Raw genomic sequence first — 19373 nt, 5'->3', positions numbered from 1 at the left:
AGAAAAATAATTATATATATATATTAATACATTTTTGTTGTTTTTGATTTTATCTTTGGTATTTTTTTAATTTTTTGATATAATAAATTAAAGTATAATTTCACTGGAGGTTCTATGCGTTTTAATCAATTCAGCTATTTAGCGCTACCTAGAGATACAATTATCTTTGAATTAAAAAAGTATGGATTTGATTTACCAGTCAACATTACAAATAAACAAATGCTTGAAGCGTTTCTTATTCGTTTCTTTTTTAATTTTAAAAACAGCTCCTATCCTCTATCAAGTTTAGCAGTTGATACAGAAACTGACTTATTGACATTTTTTCAATCAGATAAAGAGTTGACTGCAGATATTTTCTATACTGTGGCTTTTCAACTTTTAGGTTTTTCTTATTTGGTTGACTTTGAAGACAGTGATGTTTTCCGTAAAGAAACTGGTTTTCCCATCGTATACGGTGATTTGATTGAAAATCTCTATCAATTACTCAATACTCGCACTAAAAAAGGGAATACTCTTATCGACCAACTTGTTAGTGACGGTCTTATTCCTGAGGATAATGACTATCACTACTTTAACGGTAAGAGTTTGGCTACTTTTTCTAGCCATGATGTCATTCGAGAAGTCGTTTACGTTGAGTCTCGTGTCGATACTGACCAAAAAGGTCTACCAGACCTAGTCAAGGTCAGCATTATTCGTCCTCGTTATGACGGGCAAATCCCTGCTATCATGACTGCTAGTCCCTATCATCAGGGAACCAATGATAAAGCCAGCGACAAGGCTCTTTACAAGATGGAGGGCGATCTCGAGGTTAAGCCCGCTCACGAGATTGAGCTGGAGGAGCCTCAACTAAATCTCGTCCAAGCTCAAGGTCAAGCAGAGCTTGTGTCAGAAACTGAGGAAAAGCTAACGCACATCAACGCTAGCTATAGTCTCAACGACTACTTCCTTCCACGTGGTTTTGCTAATCTCTATGTTTCAGGTGTTGGTACCAAAAACTCTACTGGTTTCATGACTAACGGGGATTACCAGCAAATAGAGGCTTATAAAAATGTCATCGATTGGCTCAATGGTCGTTGCCGTGCCTTTACTGATCACACGCGCCAGCGTCAAGTCAAGGCTGACTGGTCAAACGGAAAAGTAGCCACAACTGGACTTTCCTATCTAGGCACCATGTCCAATGGTCTTGCGACCACAGGTGTTGATGGTTTAGAAGTCATCATTGCCGAGGCTGGCATTTCATCTTGGTACAACTACTACCGTGAAAACGGTCTAGTCACTAGCCCAGGTGGTTATCCAGGTGAGGATTTTGACTCCCTTGCTGAACTAACCTACTCTCGTAATCTCTTGGCTGGCGACTATATTCGTAGTAACGAAGCTCACCAAGCTGACTTAGAAAAAGTAAAAGAGCAGTTAGATCGCAAATCTGGTGACTACAATCAATTTTGGCATGATCGCAATTATCTGCTCAATGCCCATAAGGTAAAGGCAGAGGTTGTCTTTACTCATGGTTCACAGGATTGGAATGTCAAACCACTTCATGTTTACCAGATGTTTCACGCCCTTCCTGCTCATATAAACAAGCATCTCTTTTTCCATAATGGCGCCCATGTGTACATGAACAACTGGCAGTCCATTGACTTCCGTGAGTCCATGAACGCCTTATTGACAAAGAAATTACTGGGACAAGATACAGATTTCCAACTTCCTACTGTCATTTGGCAGGACAATACAGCCCCTCAGACTTGGCTATCACTTGATACCTTCGGTGGGCAAGAAAACTTTGAAACCTTCTCACTTGGTCAAGAAGAGAAAGTCATTCAAAACCAGTACCCAGATAAGGATTTTGAGCGCTATGGTAAGACCTACCAGACCTTCAATACAGAACTCTATCAAGGAAAAACCAATCAGATTACTATTGACCTTCCTGTAACCAAAGATCTTCACTTGAACGGTCGTGCCCAACTCAATCTTCGTATCAAATCCAGTATAAATAAGGGGCTCTTATCTGCCCAACTGCTAGAATTTGGACAGAAGAAATACCTGCAACCTTATCCAGCTGTTTTAAGTGCTAGAACCATTGACAACGGTCGCTACCATATGTTGGAAAATCTCAACGAATTGCCTTTTCGTGAAAATACACAACGAGTCGTGACAAAAGGCTACCTCAATTTACAAAATAGAAATGATTTACTGTTAGTAGAGGATATTAAGGCAGATGAATGGATGGATATCCAGTTTGAACTGCAACCGACTATTTACAAGTTAAAAGAAGGAGATACTCTTCGTTTAGTACTCTATACTACTGACTTTGAAATCACAATCCGTGATAACACCGCTTACCACCTGACTGTTGATCTTGAACAGTCTACTCTTATCCTACCTTGTCAAAAGGCATAATATATCAGACTTTCTATATGGAAGATTTCCACTTGAACAGTTGAAACAAACATACACTTGGTATCAAATGCAATCCCGATATAGGCTTATGATAGGTCTACACGGAAGCTTTGACAAAAGATACTAAAACCCTAACCAACATGTGTACTCATTAATAATACTCGCTACCACACCACATGTTGAAAAATCTTTGTGAATTAACATTAATCATAAATTCACAATAAGTCGTGACAAAAGGCTACCCTAATTGAATGATTTACTGTTAGTAGAGGACACCAATGTAGATAAACGGATAGATACCCAATTCATCTACACTCAACTAGTGACAAGTTAAAAGAGTGGGATTTTCTCCATTTAGTCCTATACTACTGACTTTGAAATCATCATACGTGACAATACCGCTTACCACCCGACTGACGATTTCGTTCCGTCCACGCTTTCTGTACCCAGTACAAGGAGTAACATTTTATGAATAAATCTGAACACCGACACCAACTCATACGAGCTCTTGTAACGAAAAACAAGATTCATACTCAAGCTGAGCTACAAGCTCTTCTTGCCGATAATGATATTCAAGTTACACAAGCTACACTTTCGAGAGATATTAAAAGTATGAACCTCTCAAAAGTACGTGAAGAAGACAACTCTTACTACGTGCTCAATACAGGCTCTATCTCAAAATGGGAGAAACGTCTCGAAATCTACATGGAAGATGCTCTTGTCTTGATGCGTCCCGTTCAACACCAAGTCCTCCTTAAAACCCTTCCTGGACTTGCGCAATCCTTTGGTTCTATCATTGATGCATTAAGTTTCTCTGACGCTATCGCTACTCTCTGTGGTGATGATGTCTGCCTTGTCATCTGCGAAGATGCAGAAGCTGCTCAAAGATGCTTTGAAGAACTGAAAAAATTCGCTCCACCATTTTTCTTTGAAGAATAAGAAAATTCCGTGTCTGATGTGGCACGGAATTTTGTTATATTCTTTACTGAGATGGATTTTCTTTTTTAGTTCGTGCTAATCTCAGGGCACGATTTGGATTGAGACGATTAAATAGTTCTTCCAATTTCTTTTCATTCCAAACATCTGCGGCAGAAACGAAATTACCATCCGCATCTCGGAAAGATATCGGTTTATCTCCCATATCAGTCTCCTAGTCTACAAATTCAAACTCAAATTTACCAATGCGGACCAAATCCCCATCTTTAGCACCACGCGCACGAAGGGCTTCATCAACCCCCATACCACGAAGCTGGCGAGCAAATTTCATGACTGATTCGTCACTATCAAAGTTGGTCATATTAAAGAGTTTCATGAGTTTTTCACCAGAAAGTACCCATGTTGCATCGTCATCACGACTAATTTCAAAGGCTTTTTCTTCCTCATCAAATCCATAGTAGGCTTCTTCTTCCATATCTGACTCGTCGTAGAGCAAGAATTCTGGTGTCTTGTCTAGCAATTCAGCTGTAGCATCCAAAAGCGTAGCCAAACCTTGCTTGGTCAATCCAGAAATTGGGAAAATAGCTGGTAACTCTTCAAATTCATCGTAGTTTTCAGCCAATTTTTTCTTGAATTCTACAAGATTTTCCTGACTCTCAGGCATATCCATCTTATTGGCTACGATAATCTGTGGACGCTCCATCAAACGGAGATTGTATGACTCTAGCTCTTTATTGATAGCAAGATAATCCTCATATGGATCACGCCCTTCACTAGCTGACATATCAATGATGTGAAGGATGACACGTGTACGCTCGATGTGACGGAGGAACTGAGTTCCCAGACCGACTCCCTGACTAGCTCCTTCAATCAAACCTGGTAGATCAGCTACTGCAAAGGATTCACCTGATTGGGTACGAACCATTCCTAGATTTGGCACAATTGTCGTAAAGTGGTAGGCACCAATTTTAGGCTTAGCTGAGGTGATAACACTTAAAAGTGTTGATTTCCCAACAGAGGGGAAGCCTACTAAACCAACATCTGCCAAGATTTTTAATTCCAATTGTAACTCACGTTCCTGACCTGGTTCTCCATTTTCAGAGATTTCCGGTGCAGGATTTTTTGGTGTTGCAAAGCGGATATTTCCACGTCCACCACGACCACCGTGGGCAACGATAAATTCTTGACCGTGTTCAATCAAATCTGTCAAGACCTTGCCTGTCTCAGCATCACGCACAGTCGTACCTTGTGGTACTCGAACTCTAAGGTCCTCAGCACCACGACCATGCATCCCTTTGGTCATTCCTTTCTCACCAGAATCAGCCTTGAAATGGCGATTATAGCGGAAATCCATGAGAGTACGTAGACCTTCGTCTACAACGAAGACTACATTACCTCCACGACCACCGTCACCACCCCAAGGACCGCCATTAGGGACATATTTTTCACGGCGAAAGGCAACCATACCATCGCCACCATTACCAGCCTTGACCTTGATCTTGGCTGTATCTAAAAACATACTCATTTTTTTCTTCTCACTTTAAAAAAGGGCTGGGAAATCCCAGTCACAAAATTTTCTTGAATCTATTTTATAGATTACTGAGGGCACCAATTGCAGTTGCAAAAATTCCCAATAAACTTGCTACTAACATGATAAGCACGATAAGCAAGGTTAATTTCTCAAACATCGTTTTTTTACGTTTTCCATTATCTCCAAATGCCATTTTTATCTCCTTCGTTACATTCTATTTTCTATTATCTTAGCATGAATTCAGCTAGTTTTCAATAGTCACTTGCTACCGGCGCAATAATCCATAAAATGATATAAGCTACAATTCCTGCCCCATAACAAAATGCAAGAACACCCCATATTACACGAACAATAGTAGGATCCATATCAAAATAATTTGCGACCCCAGCACATACTCCAGCAATTTTTTGATCACTACCACTTCTCATCAATTGTTTTTTCATAGCTATTCCTCTTTCTATTCTTCATGGTCTCTCCAATAATCTCTGATGCTGATTAACTGTGTTTTTGAAGCCCTCAGCATTCGTCTAGAGCCTTTTACAGGCACAGCAACCACCTGTTGCGGTAAATACAAAACTGTCTTAAAGATACGCTGGCTGACCGTATCATCTTTTGCTAAATCTTTCTGGAAGTTATTTGAAATAATGGCATCCAGATAAAACTCATGCACTCGTTTCCCAAAGTTTTCAGCTGAAATCTCGTACAACTTCTCTGATAAAGTATGCTCATTCATGTCTGGTGTTGCAATCAGGGCTTCCAAAATAGCTCCGGCCAAATCATGTTCCCCATAGTACAAGGTTCCAAACATTTTATCACTGATAAGATTGTCCAGATAAGGATTTCCGTGAGCAATGACAGGCGTCCCACTAGCTAAGCTTTCCAAGTAAGTCAAACCTTGCGTTTCACTTGTCGAGGCCGAGATGAAGAAATCCGCCGCCTTATAATAAAGAGCTGTCTCACTAGGAGCAATCATCCCTGTAAAGACAACAGAGTCTTGAATCTCTAGTTTCTGAGCTTGCTCTTTGAGGTCATCCAGATAAGGTCCATCCCCAGCAACTACCAGTTTAACCTTGTCTTCCTCTTTCAGAACTTCTGCAAAAGCTGCTAGTACTGCTTGAATATTTTTTTCATAGGAAATTCTGGAAAGACTAAGTAGCATCTTTTCATCATCTTGAATCCCTAGTTTACTACGAAGTTCTTTCAAATTTTCCTGCTTGATTTCAGGACGCTCAAACTTGGCTAATTCAATCCCTGTTGGAATGACTCGTTTTTCAACCTTAACCTTATAGTCAGATAGCAAGTCATGGACAATCTCACTCGGGCAAATAACCCCATCCACATCATGTAAGAAACCTCTGACCAAGTACTTGACCATACTCGGACGAATCAGCATCCCCTTAGCAATATAATGCACATAGTCTTCGTACTGGGTGTGATAAGTATGGATGACTGGAATTTTCAGTTCACGCGCAATCCAAATCCCCAACAATCCGAGAGAAAATTCAGTCTGAGTATGGATAATATCTAACTGATACTGTTTGGCAATTTCAAGCGCCTTGCTGAAACCTCGGTAGGCAAATCGACGATCCTTAAAAGCAAAAAAAGGAACACTTGGAATCCGGATAATTTGCCAATCTTCATAACGATTGACATCCTTATCTGTCGTCGTAAAGATAAAAACAGCGTGCCCTTGCTTTTCAAGTTCTGTTTTCAAAGTTCGAATACTGGTCGCAACACCTGAAACCTGAGGAAAATAGGTATCTGTAAATAAACCAATTCGCATAGATTACCTCTCTTTTTACTTTCTCCCTAAAGCGGCTTGTTTCTCATAAAAGTCCAACCAGATTTGTAACAGATGCTCTTCAGAATACTCTCTAGAAATATTTTTAGCCTTTTCTTTAAGTTCTTTTAAGGCAACAGGATTGGCTTGATATTCCAAAATAGCTTCTTTCATCTCTTCTCTATCTGCTGTCGCCCGATAATTTCCCTCCAAAATTACCTTATAGAGATCCAAATCACGCAACATAATCGGAGCTTCACAACTAGCAGCCTCTAAAATGGTCATAGGAAAAAGCTCATTGTAACTAGGCAACAAGAAAAGGTCCGCTAGGGCATACAATTCGCGCATCCGCTCTGGCGACACGATACCTGGAAAAATCAAGTTTTTAGGGGGATTTTCCATTATTTTCTTATAGCGTTCATAGCCATCTGTCATGCCACCAAAAGAGAAACCACCCGCCCAGATAAAGGTAATCTGAGGCAATTCCTCAGCCAGACGGATAAAGTCATCAATTCCTTTACGTTTCTGAACTTGCCCAGCACCTACTACGATAAATTGATTGTCACTAAGACCTAGATCTGTTCGCAGTCTCTCTACCTCTTCTTGTGGAAGAGGATGCCATTTTTCCTTGTTTACAAAGTTAGGAATATAGGTCACTTTTTCACGTGGAATACCAGCTGCCACCAAATCCTCAATAAACATAGGATTGACTACCACCAAGTGCTCCATCCGGTTGTAAAAAGAAAATACATAGCGTTTCACAATTCCCTTTAAGAAAAATGGAATTTTCAAACTTCCCTCAAGTGTATCAGGCAAGAAATGCACATAGCCAATTTTTCTCCCTGAACGTTTCTTTTGGAAGGTTGACAAATAATAAGGGAAATCAATCGTATGAAAGTGAGTCACATCTGCCTCAATTGGTAGATTTTCAGTAACAATCAATTGATCCTTTGCATCACGGTGAAGAAGACGAACTAATTCACGGTAGGCACCTGAAACTCCTTGTCCAGCTACTTTCTCACTTGAACTCAACATATTGATGCGTAATTTCTTTTTTTCCATAGCTACTATTATATCATTTTCTTTGAATAAAATCAGCAAAAGAAAGGAGAGACTAGAGGAAAAGAGGGGGAAATTTCCTCACTTTTCCAACGGTCTCTCACATGCTTTTATATGTTTATACTCAATGAAAATCAAAGAGCAAACTAGGAAGCTATCCGCAGGCTGTACTTGAGTACGGCAAGGTGAAGCTGACGTGGTTTGAATTTGATTTTCGAAGAGTATTACTTAATACCTAGGGCAATGCGTGCATAGCGACTCATTTTTTCAACGGTCCAGGCTGGATACCAGACTAATTTGACCTCAGTATCAGTTACTTCGGGCACCTCTGTCATGGCATCATAAATCTGATCCGTCAAAAGATCTGCCAGGGGACAACCCATAGTTGTCAAAGTCATATCAATCTCTGTTTGCCCTGTGTCGCCGTCAAAACGAATCTCATAGATCAAACCAAGATTGACAATATCGATTCCTAACTCAGGATCGATGACTTCTTCCAAGGCTGTTAAAATGCGTGTTTTGATGTTTTCGATTTGCTCTTCTGTATAAGCCATATTTTCCTCACTCTTAGTCTTCAATAAAATCACGAAGCGGTTTGCTGCGACTTGGTTGGCGTAGTTTTCTCAAAGCTTTAGCTTCAATCTGACGGATACGCTCGCGAGTCACGTTAAAGACTTTACCAACATCTTCAAGGGTACGCATTTTACCATCATCTAGCCCAAAACGCAGACGCAAAACATTTTCTTCACGGTCTGTAAGAGTATCCAAGACCTCATCCAACTGCTCACGCAAGACAATACGAGTTGTATAGTCCACTGGATTTTCAATCACTTCATCTTCGATAAAGTCCCCAAGGTGGCTATCATCCTCTTCACCGATTGGAGTTTCAAGGGATACCGGTTCTTGGGCAATCTTCAAGATTTCACGAACCTTATCAGGTGTCATATCCATGCGCTCAGCGATTTGTTCTGGCGTTGGGTCTTGTCCCAATTCTTGAAGGAGATTACGCTGTTCACGAACCAATTTATTGATGGTTTCAACCATGTGAACAGGGATACGGATGGTACGAGCTTGGTCCGCAATAGCACGAGTGATAGCCTGACGAATCCACCAAGTTGCGTAAGTTGAGAACTTGAATCCTTTAGAATAGTCAAACTTGTCAACCGCCTTCATCAAGCCCATGTTCCCTTCTTGAATCAAGTCAAGGAACTGCATACCACGGCCGACATAACGTTTGGCAATGGAAACAACCAAACGAAGGTTGGCTTCCGCAAGACGTTGTTTGGCTTCGATATCACCAGCTTCAACAGCCAGTGCCAATTCTTTTTCCTCTTCATTGGTCAAAAGAGGAACAACCCCGATTTCTTTCAAGTACATACGGACAGGGTCATTGACCTTAGCCGAAGTTGATCCAATCAAATCCTCATCGCTGAGTTCTGGTTCTTCTTCATTGCTAAGAACACGCGCACTTGGATTCCCTTCATTATCTGTGATTGAAATCCCTGCATCCTGAATCCGTTGCAAGAGATCTTCAATCCCATCAGCATCCAAGGTAAAAGGAATAACTAGACTTGCATTTATTTCATCATCTGTTGCTGTCCCTTTTTGTTTATGATTACGGATAAATTCTGCTACTTGTACATCAAATGTTGTTACTTCTTTTTGTTTTGTTGCCATTATTACTCCATTCTTCTCTTTTGGGAAATTAAACGTTCCAATTCTTCTAGGGCTGTGTCGGTATCTCCTACATGGCTAGCTTCCTGCACCTTCTTTTTGATTCTCATATTGTCCTGATTCAAGAGAGCCTTGTTTCGAGTCATTTCTACTTCACTTAGTTCCTGAGGTGACATCTCAGCAGGTAAATCCTGAGCTAAGACTTGGTACCAAGCTCTTTCAACTTCCTCTGTCTGTTCTGCTAAAACTTCTGGAGGAAGATTGCCATACTGGCCAAGCAAGTCATATAAGACCTGAAATTCAGGTGTATCAAATGCAAAATCTTCTCGCAAACGGTAATCATTCAAAATAAGAGGAGATTCCATCATTCGATAAAGTAGATGGGCTTCTGCCCTCATAATAGCCGATAACTGCTTGGTGACAGGCATGGTGATTGGCATCGGTCTGGAAATCCCTTCCATGCGATTCTGCCTTTGTGCCTGTCGACTCTCATTAACAATCTGCTCAATCTGGGCATAATCAAAGGACGCCAGACTGTCAGCTAAAATATGAATATAGCTGTTTTGAGCAGTGATAGACTTTTCTTGAACAATCAAGGGAGCTATTTTTTCAATAAACTCAATCTGAGCCTGCAGATTTTCACTATTTTCAGGCTTGTACTGGTGAATGTAAAACTCAATCGGACTAATACGAGTTTTCGTTAATAGATAGGCCAAGTCTTCTGGTCCATTTTTTTGTAGATACTCATCTGGATCCAAGTTATCAGGCATGCTAACGATTTGCACTGGCATATCACTAATTTCGTCCAGCGCTTTCAATGTAGCAGCTTGCCCAGCCTTATCACCATCATAAACAAGAACCAACTTCTTGGTCAACCTTTTCAGATGCTCAACATGCTCACGACTTAAAGCTGTTCCCATAGATGCGACAGCATTTTCGATTCCAGCCCGATAGGCTGCAATGACATCCATGAATCCTTCCATCAGATAAATCTCACTGACTTTTCCAGAAGATTTTTTAGCCCTATCCATATGATATAATTCGTAACTTTTGTTAAAAATTGCAGTCGATCGGCTATTTTTATACTTAGAAGTTTGTGAATCCGTTTTCTGCCAGATACGACCTGAGAAGGCAATGACCTTTCCCTGATCATTTGTCAGGGGAAACATAATGCGATTGTGAAAGGTGTCTACAAATTGATTAGCATCTGAGAGGTAAAATAGCCCTGAATCCAGGAAATCCTCTTCACGATACTGACCAGACAAACGTTGATAGAGATAGTTTCGTTCTGGAGGTGCTAAACCAATCCGAAAATGCTTGAGCACTTCATCTGTCAAACCACGCTGATAGAGGTAATTTCTGGCCTCTTCCCCCATGGTCGTTGTCATGAGGATAGCATGGTAAAATTTGGCAGCATCTTCGTGCATATCATAAAGAGCTTGGTGAGGCGAGGCTGGCTTTTGCTCACTATAAAGCGGTTTTTCCACCTCTATCCCAACACGCTGACCTAAGATTTGGACAGCCTCCATAAAGGGAACTCCTTGATACTCCTCGATGAACTTAAAGACATCACCCGAGCGACCACAACCAAAACAGTGATAAAACTGCTTATCTTCCACAACGTTGAAAGAAGGTGTTTTTTCACCATGAAAAGGACAGAGCCCTAGATAGTTCCGTCCTGCCTTTTGTAAAGAAATCACATCTCCTATGACTTCCACAATGTTGGCATTGTTTTTGATTTCTTCAATGACTTGTTTGTCAACCATACACAATACCTCCATCTTATCATAGTATCACGTAAACTAGTATAGCTTATTTCAGAAAAAAAGTAAACCATTTCATACACTTTCCATGATTATCTTTGCTTCATTTTTTAAAATTTCAAGAGAAGATAAAAAACTCAGAAACACTTCCATGCCTCTAAGTTTTGCTTCACAATTTTTGATGAAAATAGAGATTATCTATTCAAATAATTGATAGTAGTCTGAGATCTTCATCTTTGCTTTTTCTTCTTGATTCAAATCTTGGATAATCCGTCCTTCTTTCATGACAATCAAGCGATTGCCGTACTTGAGAGCATCTTCCATATGATGAGTAATCATAAGAGCTGTCAGCTGATCTTTCTTGACAAATTCATCTGTCAACTCCATGAGTGCGACACTTGTCTTTGGATCAAGGGCTGCAGTATGCTCGTCTAACAAGAGTAATTCAGGTCGCTTCAAGGTTGCCATCAAGAGACTCAAGGCCTGTCTTTGCCCACCTGATAAGAACTCAATTGGCGTATTCAAGTGTTTCTCAAGACCATTTCCTACTTTTTCAATGGTAGCCTGAAATTCATTCTTGTAGCTAGCCAGTCGTCTCGGAAACAGTCCACGCTTTTCACCACGAAACTTGGCAATCAAAAGATTTTCAGCCACCGTCATACGGGGAGCTGTCCCCATCTTGGGATCTTGGAAGACACGAGACAGATACTTAGCTCGCTTCTCTGGTGAAAACTTGGTAACATCCTCACCTAAAATACGGATAGTTCCACTGGTTAGTGATAAGGTTCCTGCAATAGTGTTAAAGAGAGTCGATTTCCCAGCACCATTTCCACCTAAAATCGTGATAAAGTCCTGTTCAAAAATTTCTAAGGAAACATCATTTAAAATAATCTTTTCTTCATCAAAGCCATTTTTAACGACTTTGGTTGCATTTTTTAATTCTACAATTGCTGTCATTTGCTTAACTTGGCTCCTTTCAAGATTGTTTGCTTAAATGTTGGAATCATGAGGCAGACTGCCAAAATCAAGGCACTGTATAAACGAAGGTAACTTGTATTAAAGCCAAGAGCAATAACTGCCCACACTAAGAATTGATAGGCGATAGAACCCACAACGATGGCAACCAGACGCTCTGCCAAGCTCAAACTCTTGAAAATAACTTCCCCAATAATCAAACTTGCAAGACCTACAACGATAACCCCGATTCCTCGAGATACATCGGCATAACCTTCTTGCTGGGCAATGAGAGCACCTGCAAGGGCAATCACACCATTTGATAAGACCAAGCCCATAAGCTCCATGCGTCCAGTATGAATCCCGAAACTTCTAGCCATATCAGGATTGTCGCCTGTAGCAATATAGGCTTGTCCGAGTTTAGTATCCAAGAAAAAGAGCATAAGAACAATAACAATACTGACAAAGATGAGACCTGTCAAAAGTTGATTCAAATCCGAATCAAAAGGCAAAACATCCTGGATTTGCTTGGTTCCAAGCAATCCTAAATTTGCACGTCCCATAATCAAGAGCATGATAGAGTGACAGGAAGTCATCACCAGAATCCCTGAGAGCAAGGTTGGGATTTTCCCTTTTGTATAAAGAAGTCCTGCCGCCATTCCAGCCAAACAACCAGCTCCAACAGCAACAAGTGTCGCTAAAAAGGGATTCACACCTTTCGTTATCAGAGTGACAGCAACAGCTCCCCCAAGAGGGAAGGAACCTTCTGTCGTCATATCTGGAAAGTTCAAAATCCTAAATGTCATAAAGATTCCCAGACCTAGAATAGCCCAGACAAATCCTTGAGAAATAATAGATAATATCATCTGTTTCTTAACCTTTTCTATACGATTTCTATTGTAAAAAATTGGAGGAGATGTCCCCAACTCCTCCATTGTAGATTATTCAATCACTTGTCCTGCTTCTTTTAGAACAGATTCAGGAATCGTAATACCTAGCTCTTGTGCCAATTTTTTATTGATAACTGATTTACCAGTTGAAAAGACATTGACTGGAGTATCAGCTGGTTTAGCACCTTTCAAAACTTGAGCAATCATTTTACCTGTTGCCACACCAAGGTCATGTTGGTCAACTACAACTGATGCTAAACCACCAGCTTCTACCATGGCAGTCGCACTTGGGTAGATTGGTTTTTTAGCGGATTGGTTGCTTGATACAACTGTTGAAAAAGCTGATGCAATGGTGTTATCAATTGGAACCCAGATAGCATCGACCTTGCTAGTCATAACATTAACTGTTGAAGCAATTTCATTTGTTGAAGGAACTGCAAATGTTTCCACTGTCAAACCTGCTTTTTCAGCATAAGCCTTAAATTCTTCTACCTGAGTTTTGGAATTATCTTCGCTACTTGAGTAAAGAGCTCCGATTGTTTTCACATTCGGTGTCAAAGCTTTGATGAGTTCAACTTGTTGTTGAGCGGGATTGTGGTCAGATACCCCTGTAATGTTGCCACCTGGTTTTTTCAAATCTTTAACCAAGTTCGCACCGATTGGGTCTGTAATAGCAGCCATGATAACCGGTAGATCTTTTGTGGCACTAGCCAAGCCTTGAGCAGCTGGTGTTGCAATCCCTACTACAAGGTCATTCCCATTTGCAACCAATTGTTTACTCATTGTCGCAACCTTACTTTGGTCGCCTTCTGAGTTCATAAAGTCGATTTTAACTTGATCATCTTTATAGCCTTCTTCTGCAAGTCCATCTTGAATCCCTTTATAAATCAAGTCAAGAGAGGGATGGCTCACAAACTGAAGGACACCAACTTTGGCAACTTTCTTTTCATTCTTAGCTTCTGGTTTATTCATTGAAGAGTAAATCAAGCTTCCTGCTACTAAGACTGCTAATGCAGCGATAATTCCAATTAAACGTTTATTTTTCATTCTATTTCTCCTTTTATTCCTTTAAAATACTTCACTTATCTAATACTCTTCGAAAATCTCTTCAAACCACGTCAGCGTCGCCTTACCGTACTCAAGTACAGCTTGCGGCTAGCTTCCTAGTTTGCTTTTTGATTTTCATTGAGTATAAACAAGCGACGCCATCGTTTTCTTTCCATACTAACCTCCATCAAAAAAGTCCTCACACAAAAAACTTGTGTGAGGACGTCGATGCGCGGTACCACCTCAATTATAGGGAATTTCCCTATCGCTCTGTCTCGCAATAACGAGATGCACTGTAAGGTGTGCTCACCGAATTTTTATGATTTCAAATTCTAAATACCATTCAGCCCAATTTTCATCATCACACTTATCTGTTTTCAGCTACCACAGACTCTCTAAAAAGTTTATTATGATTACTTTTCTGAATGGTTAAATTATATCATTTTTCAACTACTTGTCAAGACTCTTTTAGCATTTTTTTGAAAGATTCAAAAACTTCCCCTATAGAAAAGAGGAAGTTTGATAGGCATCAGCCTGAATTACGCAATCCTGTTGCAATTCCGTTGATGGTTGTATGGATTAATTTTTCTTGATCGCTTGATAATTCTCCTCGGCGTTGACGTTTAATCAACTCCAACTGGATATAGTTGAGGATATTAAAGTAAGGCATACGGTAATCCAAACTTGCTTTTAGATATGGATTTTCAGCCAAGAGTTCATCGTAACCTTCAATAGCTAAGATGACTTCCTTGGTAACTTGCCATTCATTTAGAATAGTCTCATAGATTGCTTTGACTTCTTCATCCTCACACAGTTTGGCATATTCAAAAGCAATGTTCATATTTGATTTTGACAAGACCATGTCGACATTTGAAAGAAGCGATTGGAAGAAAGGCCAGTTTTGGTACATGTCTCGTAAGATAGCGATATTCTCTGGATTTTTATCGATAAATTCCTTGAAGCTTGAACCAACCCCATACCAGCCAGGGAACATGACGCGACTTTGCGACCATGAGAATACCCAAGGAATAGCTCGCAAACCACCGATTTCAGTAATAGTCTTACGAGCGGCTGGACGAGAACCAATGTTAAAGCTTGAAATAGCCTTGATTGGACTTGACTCGAAGAAATAATCATAGAAATGATCATTACCAAAGACCAAATCACGGTAGATATCGTAACTACGGTCCACCACTTGGTCCATAATAGCTTCGTAACGATTTGAGGTGTTGGTATCGCTCTTCTTCTGAGTAATCATACGGTTAATGGCCGCCGAAACCAACATTTCAAGGTTATAGTAAGCTGCGTCTTTGTTACCATATTTATTGCCAATTACTTCACCCTGCTCCGTCAAGCGGATACGATCCTTAATGGACTTGAGAGGTTGAGAGGTGATGGCTTCATAGGTTGGTCCACCACCACGACCGACAGTCCCACCACGGCCGTGGAAGAAGGTAACCTTAACGCCAAATTCATCTCCAATAGCAGTCAATTGTTGTTGAGCCTTGTAGAGGGTCCAACATGATGAAAGGTAACCACCATCTTTATTACTATCAGAGTAACCAAGCATGATTTCTTGGTAGTTATTACGTGAAGCAATCCATTTCTTAGCAAGAGGAAGAGAAAGGTATTCTCTCATAGTTTCTTCTGAGTGGTCCAAGTCCTCAATTGTTTCAAAGAGAGGAACAATTTGGACACGGGCTCTTTCTTTATCAACTAACCCTACTTCTTTTAGCAAGATAGCCAATTCCAACATGTCTGATACGCTGGTTGCATGTGAAATGATGGTCTGACGAATGACATCATCTCCCAACTTATCTTTCAACTTACGGGCAGCCTTAAAGATTGCTAATTCTTTTTCAAGTAACTCTGATTTTTCAACATGAGTGGCAGAAAGAATACGCGGATCTTCTTCCAATTCTTTCAAGAGAAGCTGGCATTTTTCTTCTTCACCTAGTTCACTATAATGCGAATGAATACCAGCTGATTTCAAGAGTTCAGCTACACAGGCTTCATGAACACTAGAATCTTGACGCATGTCAATAGATGCCAAATAGAAACCAAAAATTTCAACTGCCTGAATTAACTCAACAAAATCACCAGAAATCAGTGCTTCACCCTTGTTTTCCAAGAGGGAATCACGAATGGTAATTAAATCCTTATAAAAATCATTAGCTGTTTCATAGCGAGCTCCAACTTCCTTATCCTCAATAAGATAAGCTTTTGTCGCTTGGATTTTTGATTGAATATCAAACAAGGCACGACGGTATAGCTCTTTTTCACGATAAATCGAGTTATCCTTAGACTGACGAGCCATTTCTCTAACTTGCTTGCTTACATTGACAATACTGGTTGAAAGAGAGAACTCACGATAAAGTTGGTAAATCTTTTCATCATAATAATTCATGATGACTTCACACTGAGTCATAGCAGATTGTTTCAAGGTATCCGATGTAACAAAAGGATTACCATCACGGTCTCCACCAATCCACATTCCCATGGTAATTGGTTTAGGATGTTTCAACTCCAGTCCATGTTTTTTAGCCAGACGCTTGTACTCAGCAGTCAAATGAGGAACTGCCTTCAGGAATGAACTATTGTAGTATTCCATAACATTCGTGATTTCATTAGTTACTTTCAATTTCTTTTCACGAATCATATCTGTTTGCATGATAATCTCAATGTAACGACGGAGATCATTATGCCATTTTTCCTTATTAATCAAGCCTAATTTCACATCACGATACTTACGCAAAAGGGTATGGATATGGTTAGTCAAATCCAACATACTCTTACGTTGTACTTGTGTTGGATGGGCAGTCAAAACAGGGACAACATTCAAGTGTTCTAGAATTTCAACCGCATTTTCTTTTTCTGCAACCATTTTGATCGTTGCCGATAATTTCCCAAGATAATCTTGATCGATATTATTTTGGTGGTTGATTTCATAGGCCAAATCCACATCTTCTGAAATATTAATCAAAAGGGGCAAGATAGAGAAATAGCGTGAAATATAGGCCATTTCATCATTTGACAGACTCGTAACCAATTGGTTCAAGCCCTGATAATCTTCTTGAGTTGATAATTCTTTCAACTGCATGATTTTTGCAAAAGTCTCTGGGGCAAGCATATTTTTAGTGATATCTTCTAACAATTCTGTTAAAATCAATACTTCTTCTTGCACGACAGCTTTATTACTATAGTTTTCTAATTTTTGAAGAGACATAGGTAATCCTTTCCACTATCAACTCTACATATAGTTTGATGAGTGAGCTTCTAACTCCTCATATAATTGGGCACGTTTTTCACTTGCATCAATATTTAAGACAAAGGCGATGGCTACAGACAAGACTAGGAGACTGTTCCCTCCTTGTGATAAGAAGGGGAAGGTTACTCCTGTCGAGGGAATAATACCAGAAATTCCACCGATATTGACAAAGACCTGTACCAACATCATCCCCCCAACCCCAATCGCCATCATAGAATTAAAGGGATTCTTAGCACGAATACCGACTAGGATAATTCGCAAAATCAGGAAAAAGACAAGTGCCAAAATCAAACTGGCTCCCACAAATCCAAACTCTTCAATGACAATTGAAAATACAAAGTCTGTATGGGCCTCTGGTAAATAACCACGTTTTTCGATTGAATTTCCTAAGCCTAGACCAAACCACCCACCATTTACCATGGCAAAGTAGGAATTTGCAAGTTGGTGTCCTGCTCCTGCCAAATCAGCAAAGGGATTAAAGTAGGCACTGAAACGCTTGGCCACGTAACCAAATACTGGAACTTTTGAAAACTTATCAACCCCAATTACAGAAATAGCTGATAGAGATAGGGCTGAAACTCCAAATAAAACACCGATAAAGACTATAAACCAACGATGAGCAATTCCACTAACTGTATACATAATCAAGGCAACCAGAGCTAGGATAGTAGCATTCCCCAAGTCTGGGAAAATAGCCAAACTTCCTATCATGACAAGTAGGACAAAACGCCAATCATTAAAAGCACGAGGAATCCATTGATTTTGAGTTAAAACTTGAAAATCATAAATACCAATTTCATCCTGTTGTTTTGAAAAACGTTGAGCCAAGTACCAGACAATGATAATCTTCAAATACTCCGCTGGTTGAATGGTCAAAGGTCCTACTGAAATCCAACCATAGGCTCCATTGACTGGCGTACCAATTAAGCGAGCCAGAGCCAAAAGAATCAGCTCAACAAACATAACAATAAATAAGAGTCGTTCTTTTCTTAAAAAATTCAGTTTCAGCTTATATATCAAGGCAATCAATATTAAACTAAATATCCAAAACATTCCCTGACTTCGAACCAATTGGAGGGCACTTTTACCCTCTTCGATAAGAATGGCACTGGTTGTAGAATAAACTACAATCAAGCCCAAAATTGATAAAAGTAAGTAAGGAACTAGAATAGAATAGTTTAATAGGTGCCTCTTACTAATCTTCATAGTATCACCAATCTAATGAGAACAAAAGAAATTATTCCCAAATTCCGTTTATTTTCTAGTTTTGACTGCTATTATACCATTTTTTCTGAAAGAAAAAAACTCTTATACTTAAGATAAAAAGATTTTCTCATAAGAAAAAGAACTTGAGATGCTAAATCTCAAGTTCTTTCTTAGGTTGAATCAATCACTGATTGAAAGAATATCTGAATTATTCTTCGTCTTTTCTTTTCTTACGAGCGATTAATCCGAATCCACTCAAGACTCCTAGAAGTCCAAGCGCTGCTAAGCTAGAGTTTGCTTCTGTACCTGTATTTGGAAGTTCGCGTTGACCATCCATATACCGTGGTGTAGCAGGTTCTGCTGGTTGTTCTGGTGTCACTGGAGCTATTGGTCGTTCAGGTGTCTCAGGTGTCACTGGAACTGGATTTGGTGCAGGACTAGGTTCTGGTTGTGGAGCTGGCTGAGGAGCTGGAGCTGGTTGAGGAGCTGGAGCTGGTTGTAGAGTCGGAGTTCGCTCTGGAGTCGGTTCCGGTTTTGGCTCTGGCTTAGACTCTTCAGGAATCTTCAACTCAGGAATTTCCACTTTAGGAGCTTCATTTGGTTTTGCAACCTCTTCAACTACTTCACGGTAGTAATAGTTTACGACCTTACCACCAACTGGAACAATTCCGTCCTTATCTTCAGGAACTTTTACTAGCTCATAAGAAGTTGTTCTTGTGATTACATTTCCATTTTCAACAACTTTTTCAACCTTACTTGGAATCACTTTCGCTTCAGAAGTGTAGTTAGAGCCAATATCTTTTTGACCTTGGTCAATACTATCTGCTAACTTATCAGTTGTACCTTCTTTGTAATAATTTACGGTTAC

At 40.0% G+C, this 19373-nt stretch carries 17 protein-coding genes and 1 other annotated feature; of the genes, 2 read left to right on the top strand and 15 right to left on the bottom strand.

Annotated features, from left to right (window positions below; translation table 11 throughout):
• Positions 1–114 precede the first annotated feature (114 nt).
• Together O3599_RS00085 and O3599_RS00080 are read left to right on the top strand one after the other, a co-directional pair.
• Positions 115–2397 carry a Xaa-Pro dipeptidyl-peptidase gene (locus O3599_RS00085; protein ID WP_371511644.1) on the top strand — a complete coding sequence of 761 codons (2283 nt, stop codon included), beginning with the start codon at positions 115–117 and terminating at the stop codon, positions 2395–2397.
• A gap of 468 nt (positions 2398–2865) precedes the next feature.
• Positions 2866–3336 carry an arginine repressor gene (locus O3599_RS00080; protein WP_020902899.1) on the top strand — a complete coding sequence of 157 codons (471 nt, stop codon included), beginning with the start codon at positions 2866–2868 and terminating at the stop codon, positions 3334–3336.
• 43 nt (positions 3337–3379) lie between these two features.
• Here the strand turns inward: O3599_RS00080 and O3599_RS00075 are convergent, their stop codons facing one another.
• The 15 genes from O3599_RS00075 to O3599_RS00005 form a co-directional block, all read right to left on the bottom strand.
• Positions 3380–3538, bottom strand: coding sequence for a hypothetical protein (locus O3599_RS00075; protein WP_001808548.1), 159 nt, complete (start codon positions 3536–3538; stop codon positions 3380–3382).
• A 9-nt stretch (positions 3539–3547) separates the two neighbouring features.
• On the bottom strand, positions 3548–4858 hold the full coding sequence (obgE, locus tag O3599_RS00070) for a GTPase ObgE (protein ID WP_371511637.1): 1311 nt from the start codon (positions 4856–4858) through the stop codon (positions 3548–3550).
• A gap of 64 nt (positions 4859–4922) precedes the next feature.
• Entirely contained in the window at positions 4923–5057 is a 135-nt protein-coding gene (locus tag O3599_RS00065; protein WP_000863853.1) for a DUF4044 domain-containing protein, read from the bottom strand.
• A gap of 58 nt (positions 5058–5115) precedes the next feature.
• Entirely contained in the window at positions 5116–5307 is a 192-nt protein-coding gene (locus tag O3599_RS00060; RefSeq protein WP_161800596.1) for a PspC domain-containing protein, read from the bottom strand.
• A gap of 14 nt (positions 5308–5321) precedes the next feature.
• A complete protein-coding gene (locus O3599_RS00055; protein WP_371511635.1) occupies positions 5322–6647 on the bottom strand; it encodes a glycosyltransferase family 4 protein in 1326 nt (441 codons plus the stop codon).
• Positions 6648–6662: 15 nt separating this feature from the next.
• Positions 6663–7706, bottom strand: a complete 1044-nt coding sequence (gene cpoA / locus O3599_RS00050; RefSeq protein WP_000412288.1) for an alpha-galactosylglucosyldiacylglycerol synthase — start codon at positions 7704–7706, stop codon at positions 6663–6665.
• Positions 7707–7927: 221 nt separating this feature from the next.
• Positions 7928–8257 (bottom strand): metal-sulfur cluster assembly factor, encoded by a 330-nt coding sequence (locus O3599_RS00045; RefSeq protein WP_000331929.1) that lies wholly within the window; start codon positions 8255–8257, stop codon positions 7928–7930.
• Positions 8258–8270: 13 nt separating this feature from the next.
• Positions 8271–9380 (bottom strand): RNA polymerase sigma factor RpoD, encoded by a 1110-nt coding sequence (rpoD, locus tag O3599_RS00040; protein ID WP_000201900.1) that lies wholly within the window; start codon positions 9378–9380, stop codon positions 8271–8273.
• 2 nt (positions 9381–9382) lie between these two features.
• On the bottom strand, positions 9383–11143 hold the full coding sequence (gene dnaG / locus O3599_RS00035) for a DNA primase (protein ID WP_000227871.1): 1761 nt from the start codon (positions 11141–11143) through the stop codon (positions 9383–9385).
• A 195-nt stretch (positions 11144–11338) separates the two neighbouring features.
• Positions 11339–12097 carry an ABC transporter ATP-binding protein gene (locus O3599_RS00030; RefSeq protein WP_000125439.1) on the bottom strand — a complete coding sequence of 253 codons (759 nt, stop codon included), beginning with the start codon at positions 12095–12097 and terminating at the stop codon, positions 11339–11341.
• Positions 12094–12960, bottom strand: coding sequence for an ABC transporter permease (locus O3599_RS00025; protein ID WP_371511631.1), 867 nt, complete (start codon positions 12958–12960; stop codon positions 12094–12096). The genes O3599_RS00030 and O3599_RS00025 overlap by 4 nt, the downstream gene beginning before the upstream one ends.
• Before the next feature lie 75 nt (positions 12961–13035).
• Positions 13036–14031 carry a tryptophan ABC transporter substrate-binding protein gene (gene trpX / locus O3599_RS00020; protein WP_000792150.1) on the bottom strand — a complete coding sequence of 332 codons (996 nt, stop codon included), beginning with the start codon at positions 14029–14031 and terminating at the stop codon, positions 13036–13038.
• Between the two features lie 215 nt (positions 14032–14246).
• Positions 14247–14464 (bottom strand) — a binding site (T-box leader).
• A gap of 96 nt (positions 14465–14560) precedes the next feature.
• Positions 14561–17257 carry a phosphoenolpyruvate carboxylase gene (ppc, locus tag O3599_RS00015; protein ID WP_371511629.1) on the bottom strand — a complete coding sequence of 899 codons (2697 nt, stop codon included), beginning with the start codon at positions 17255–17257 and terminating at the stop codon, positions 14561–14563.
• Positions 17258–17281: 24 nt separating this feature from the next.
• Positions 17282–18505, bottom strand: coding sequence for a cell division peptidoglycan polymerase FtsW (gene ftsW, locus O3599_RS00010; RefSeq protein WP_049502517.1), 1224 nt, complete (start codon positions 18503–18505; stop codon positions 17282–17284).
• 208 nt (positions 18506–18713) lie between these two features.
• A partial coding sequence (locus tag O3599_RS00005) for an LPXTG cell wall anchor domain-containing protein (RefSeq protein WP_371511626.1) occupies positions 18714–19373 on the bottom strand: 660 nt, incomplete at its 5' end.

This window comes from Streptococcus sp. 27098_8_103 (assembly GCF_041432345.1).
Lineage (GTDB): Bacteria > Bacillota > Bacilli > Lactobacillales > Streptococcaceae > Streptococcus > Streptococcus mitis_BV.
Note: the sequence above shows the minus strand (reverse complement) of the source record. Positions and strands in the feature narration are given on the sequence as shown.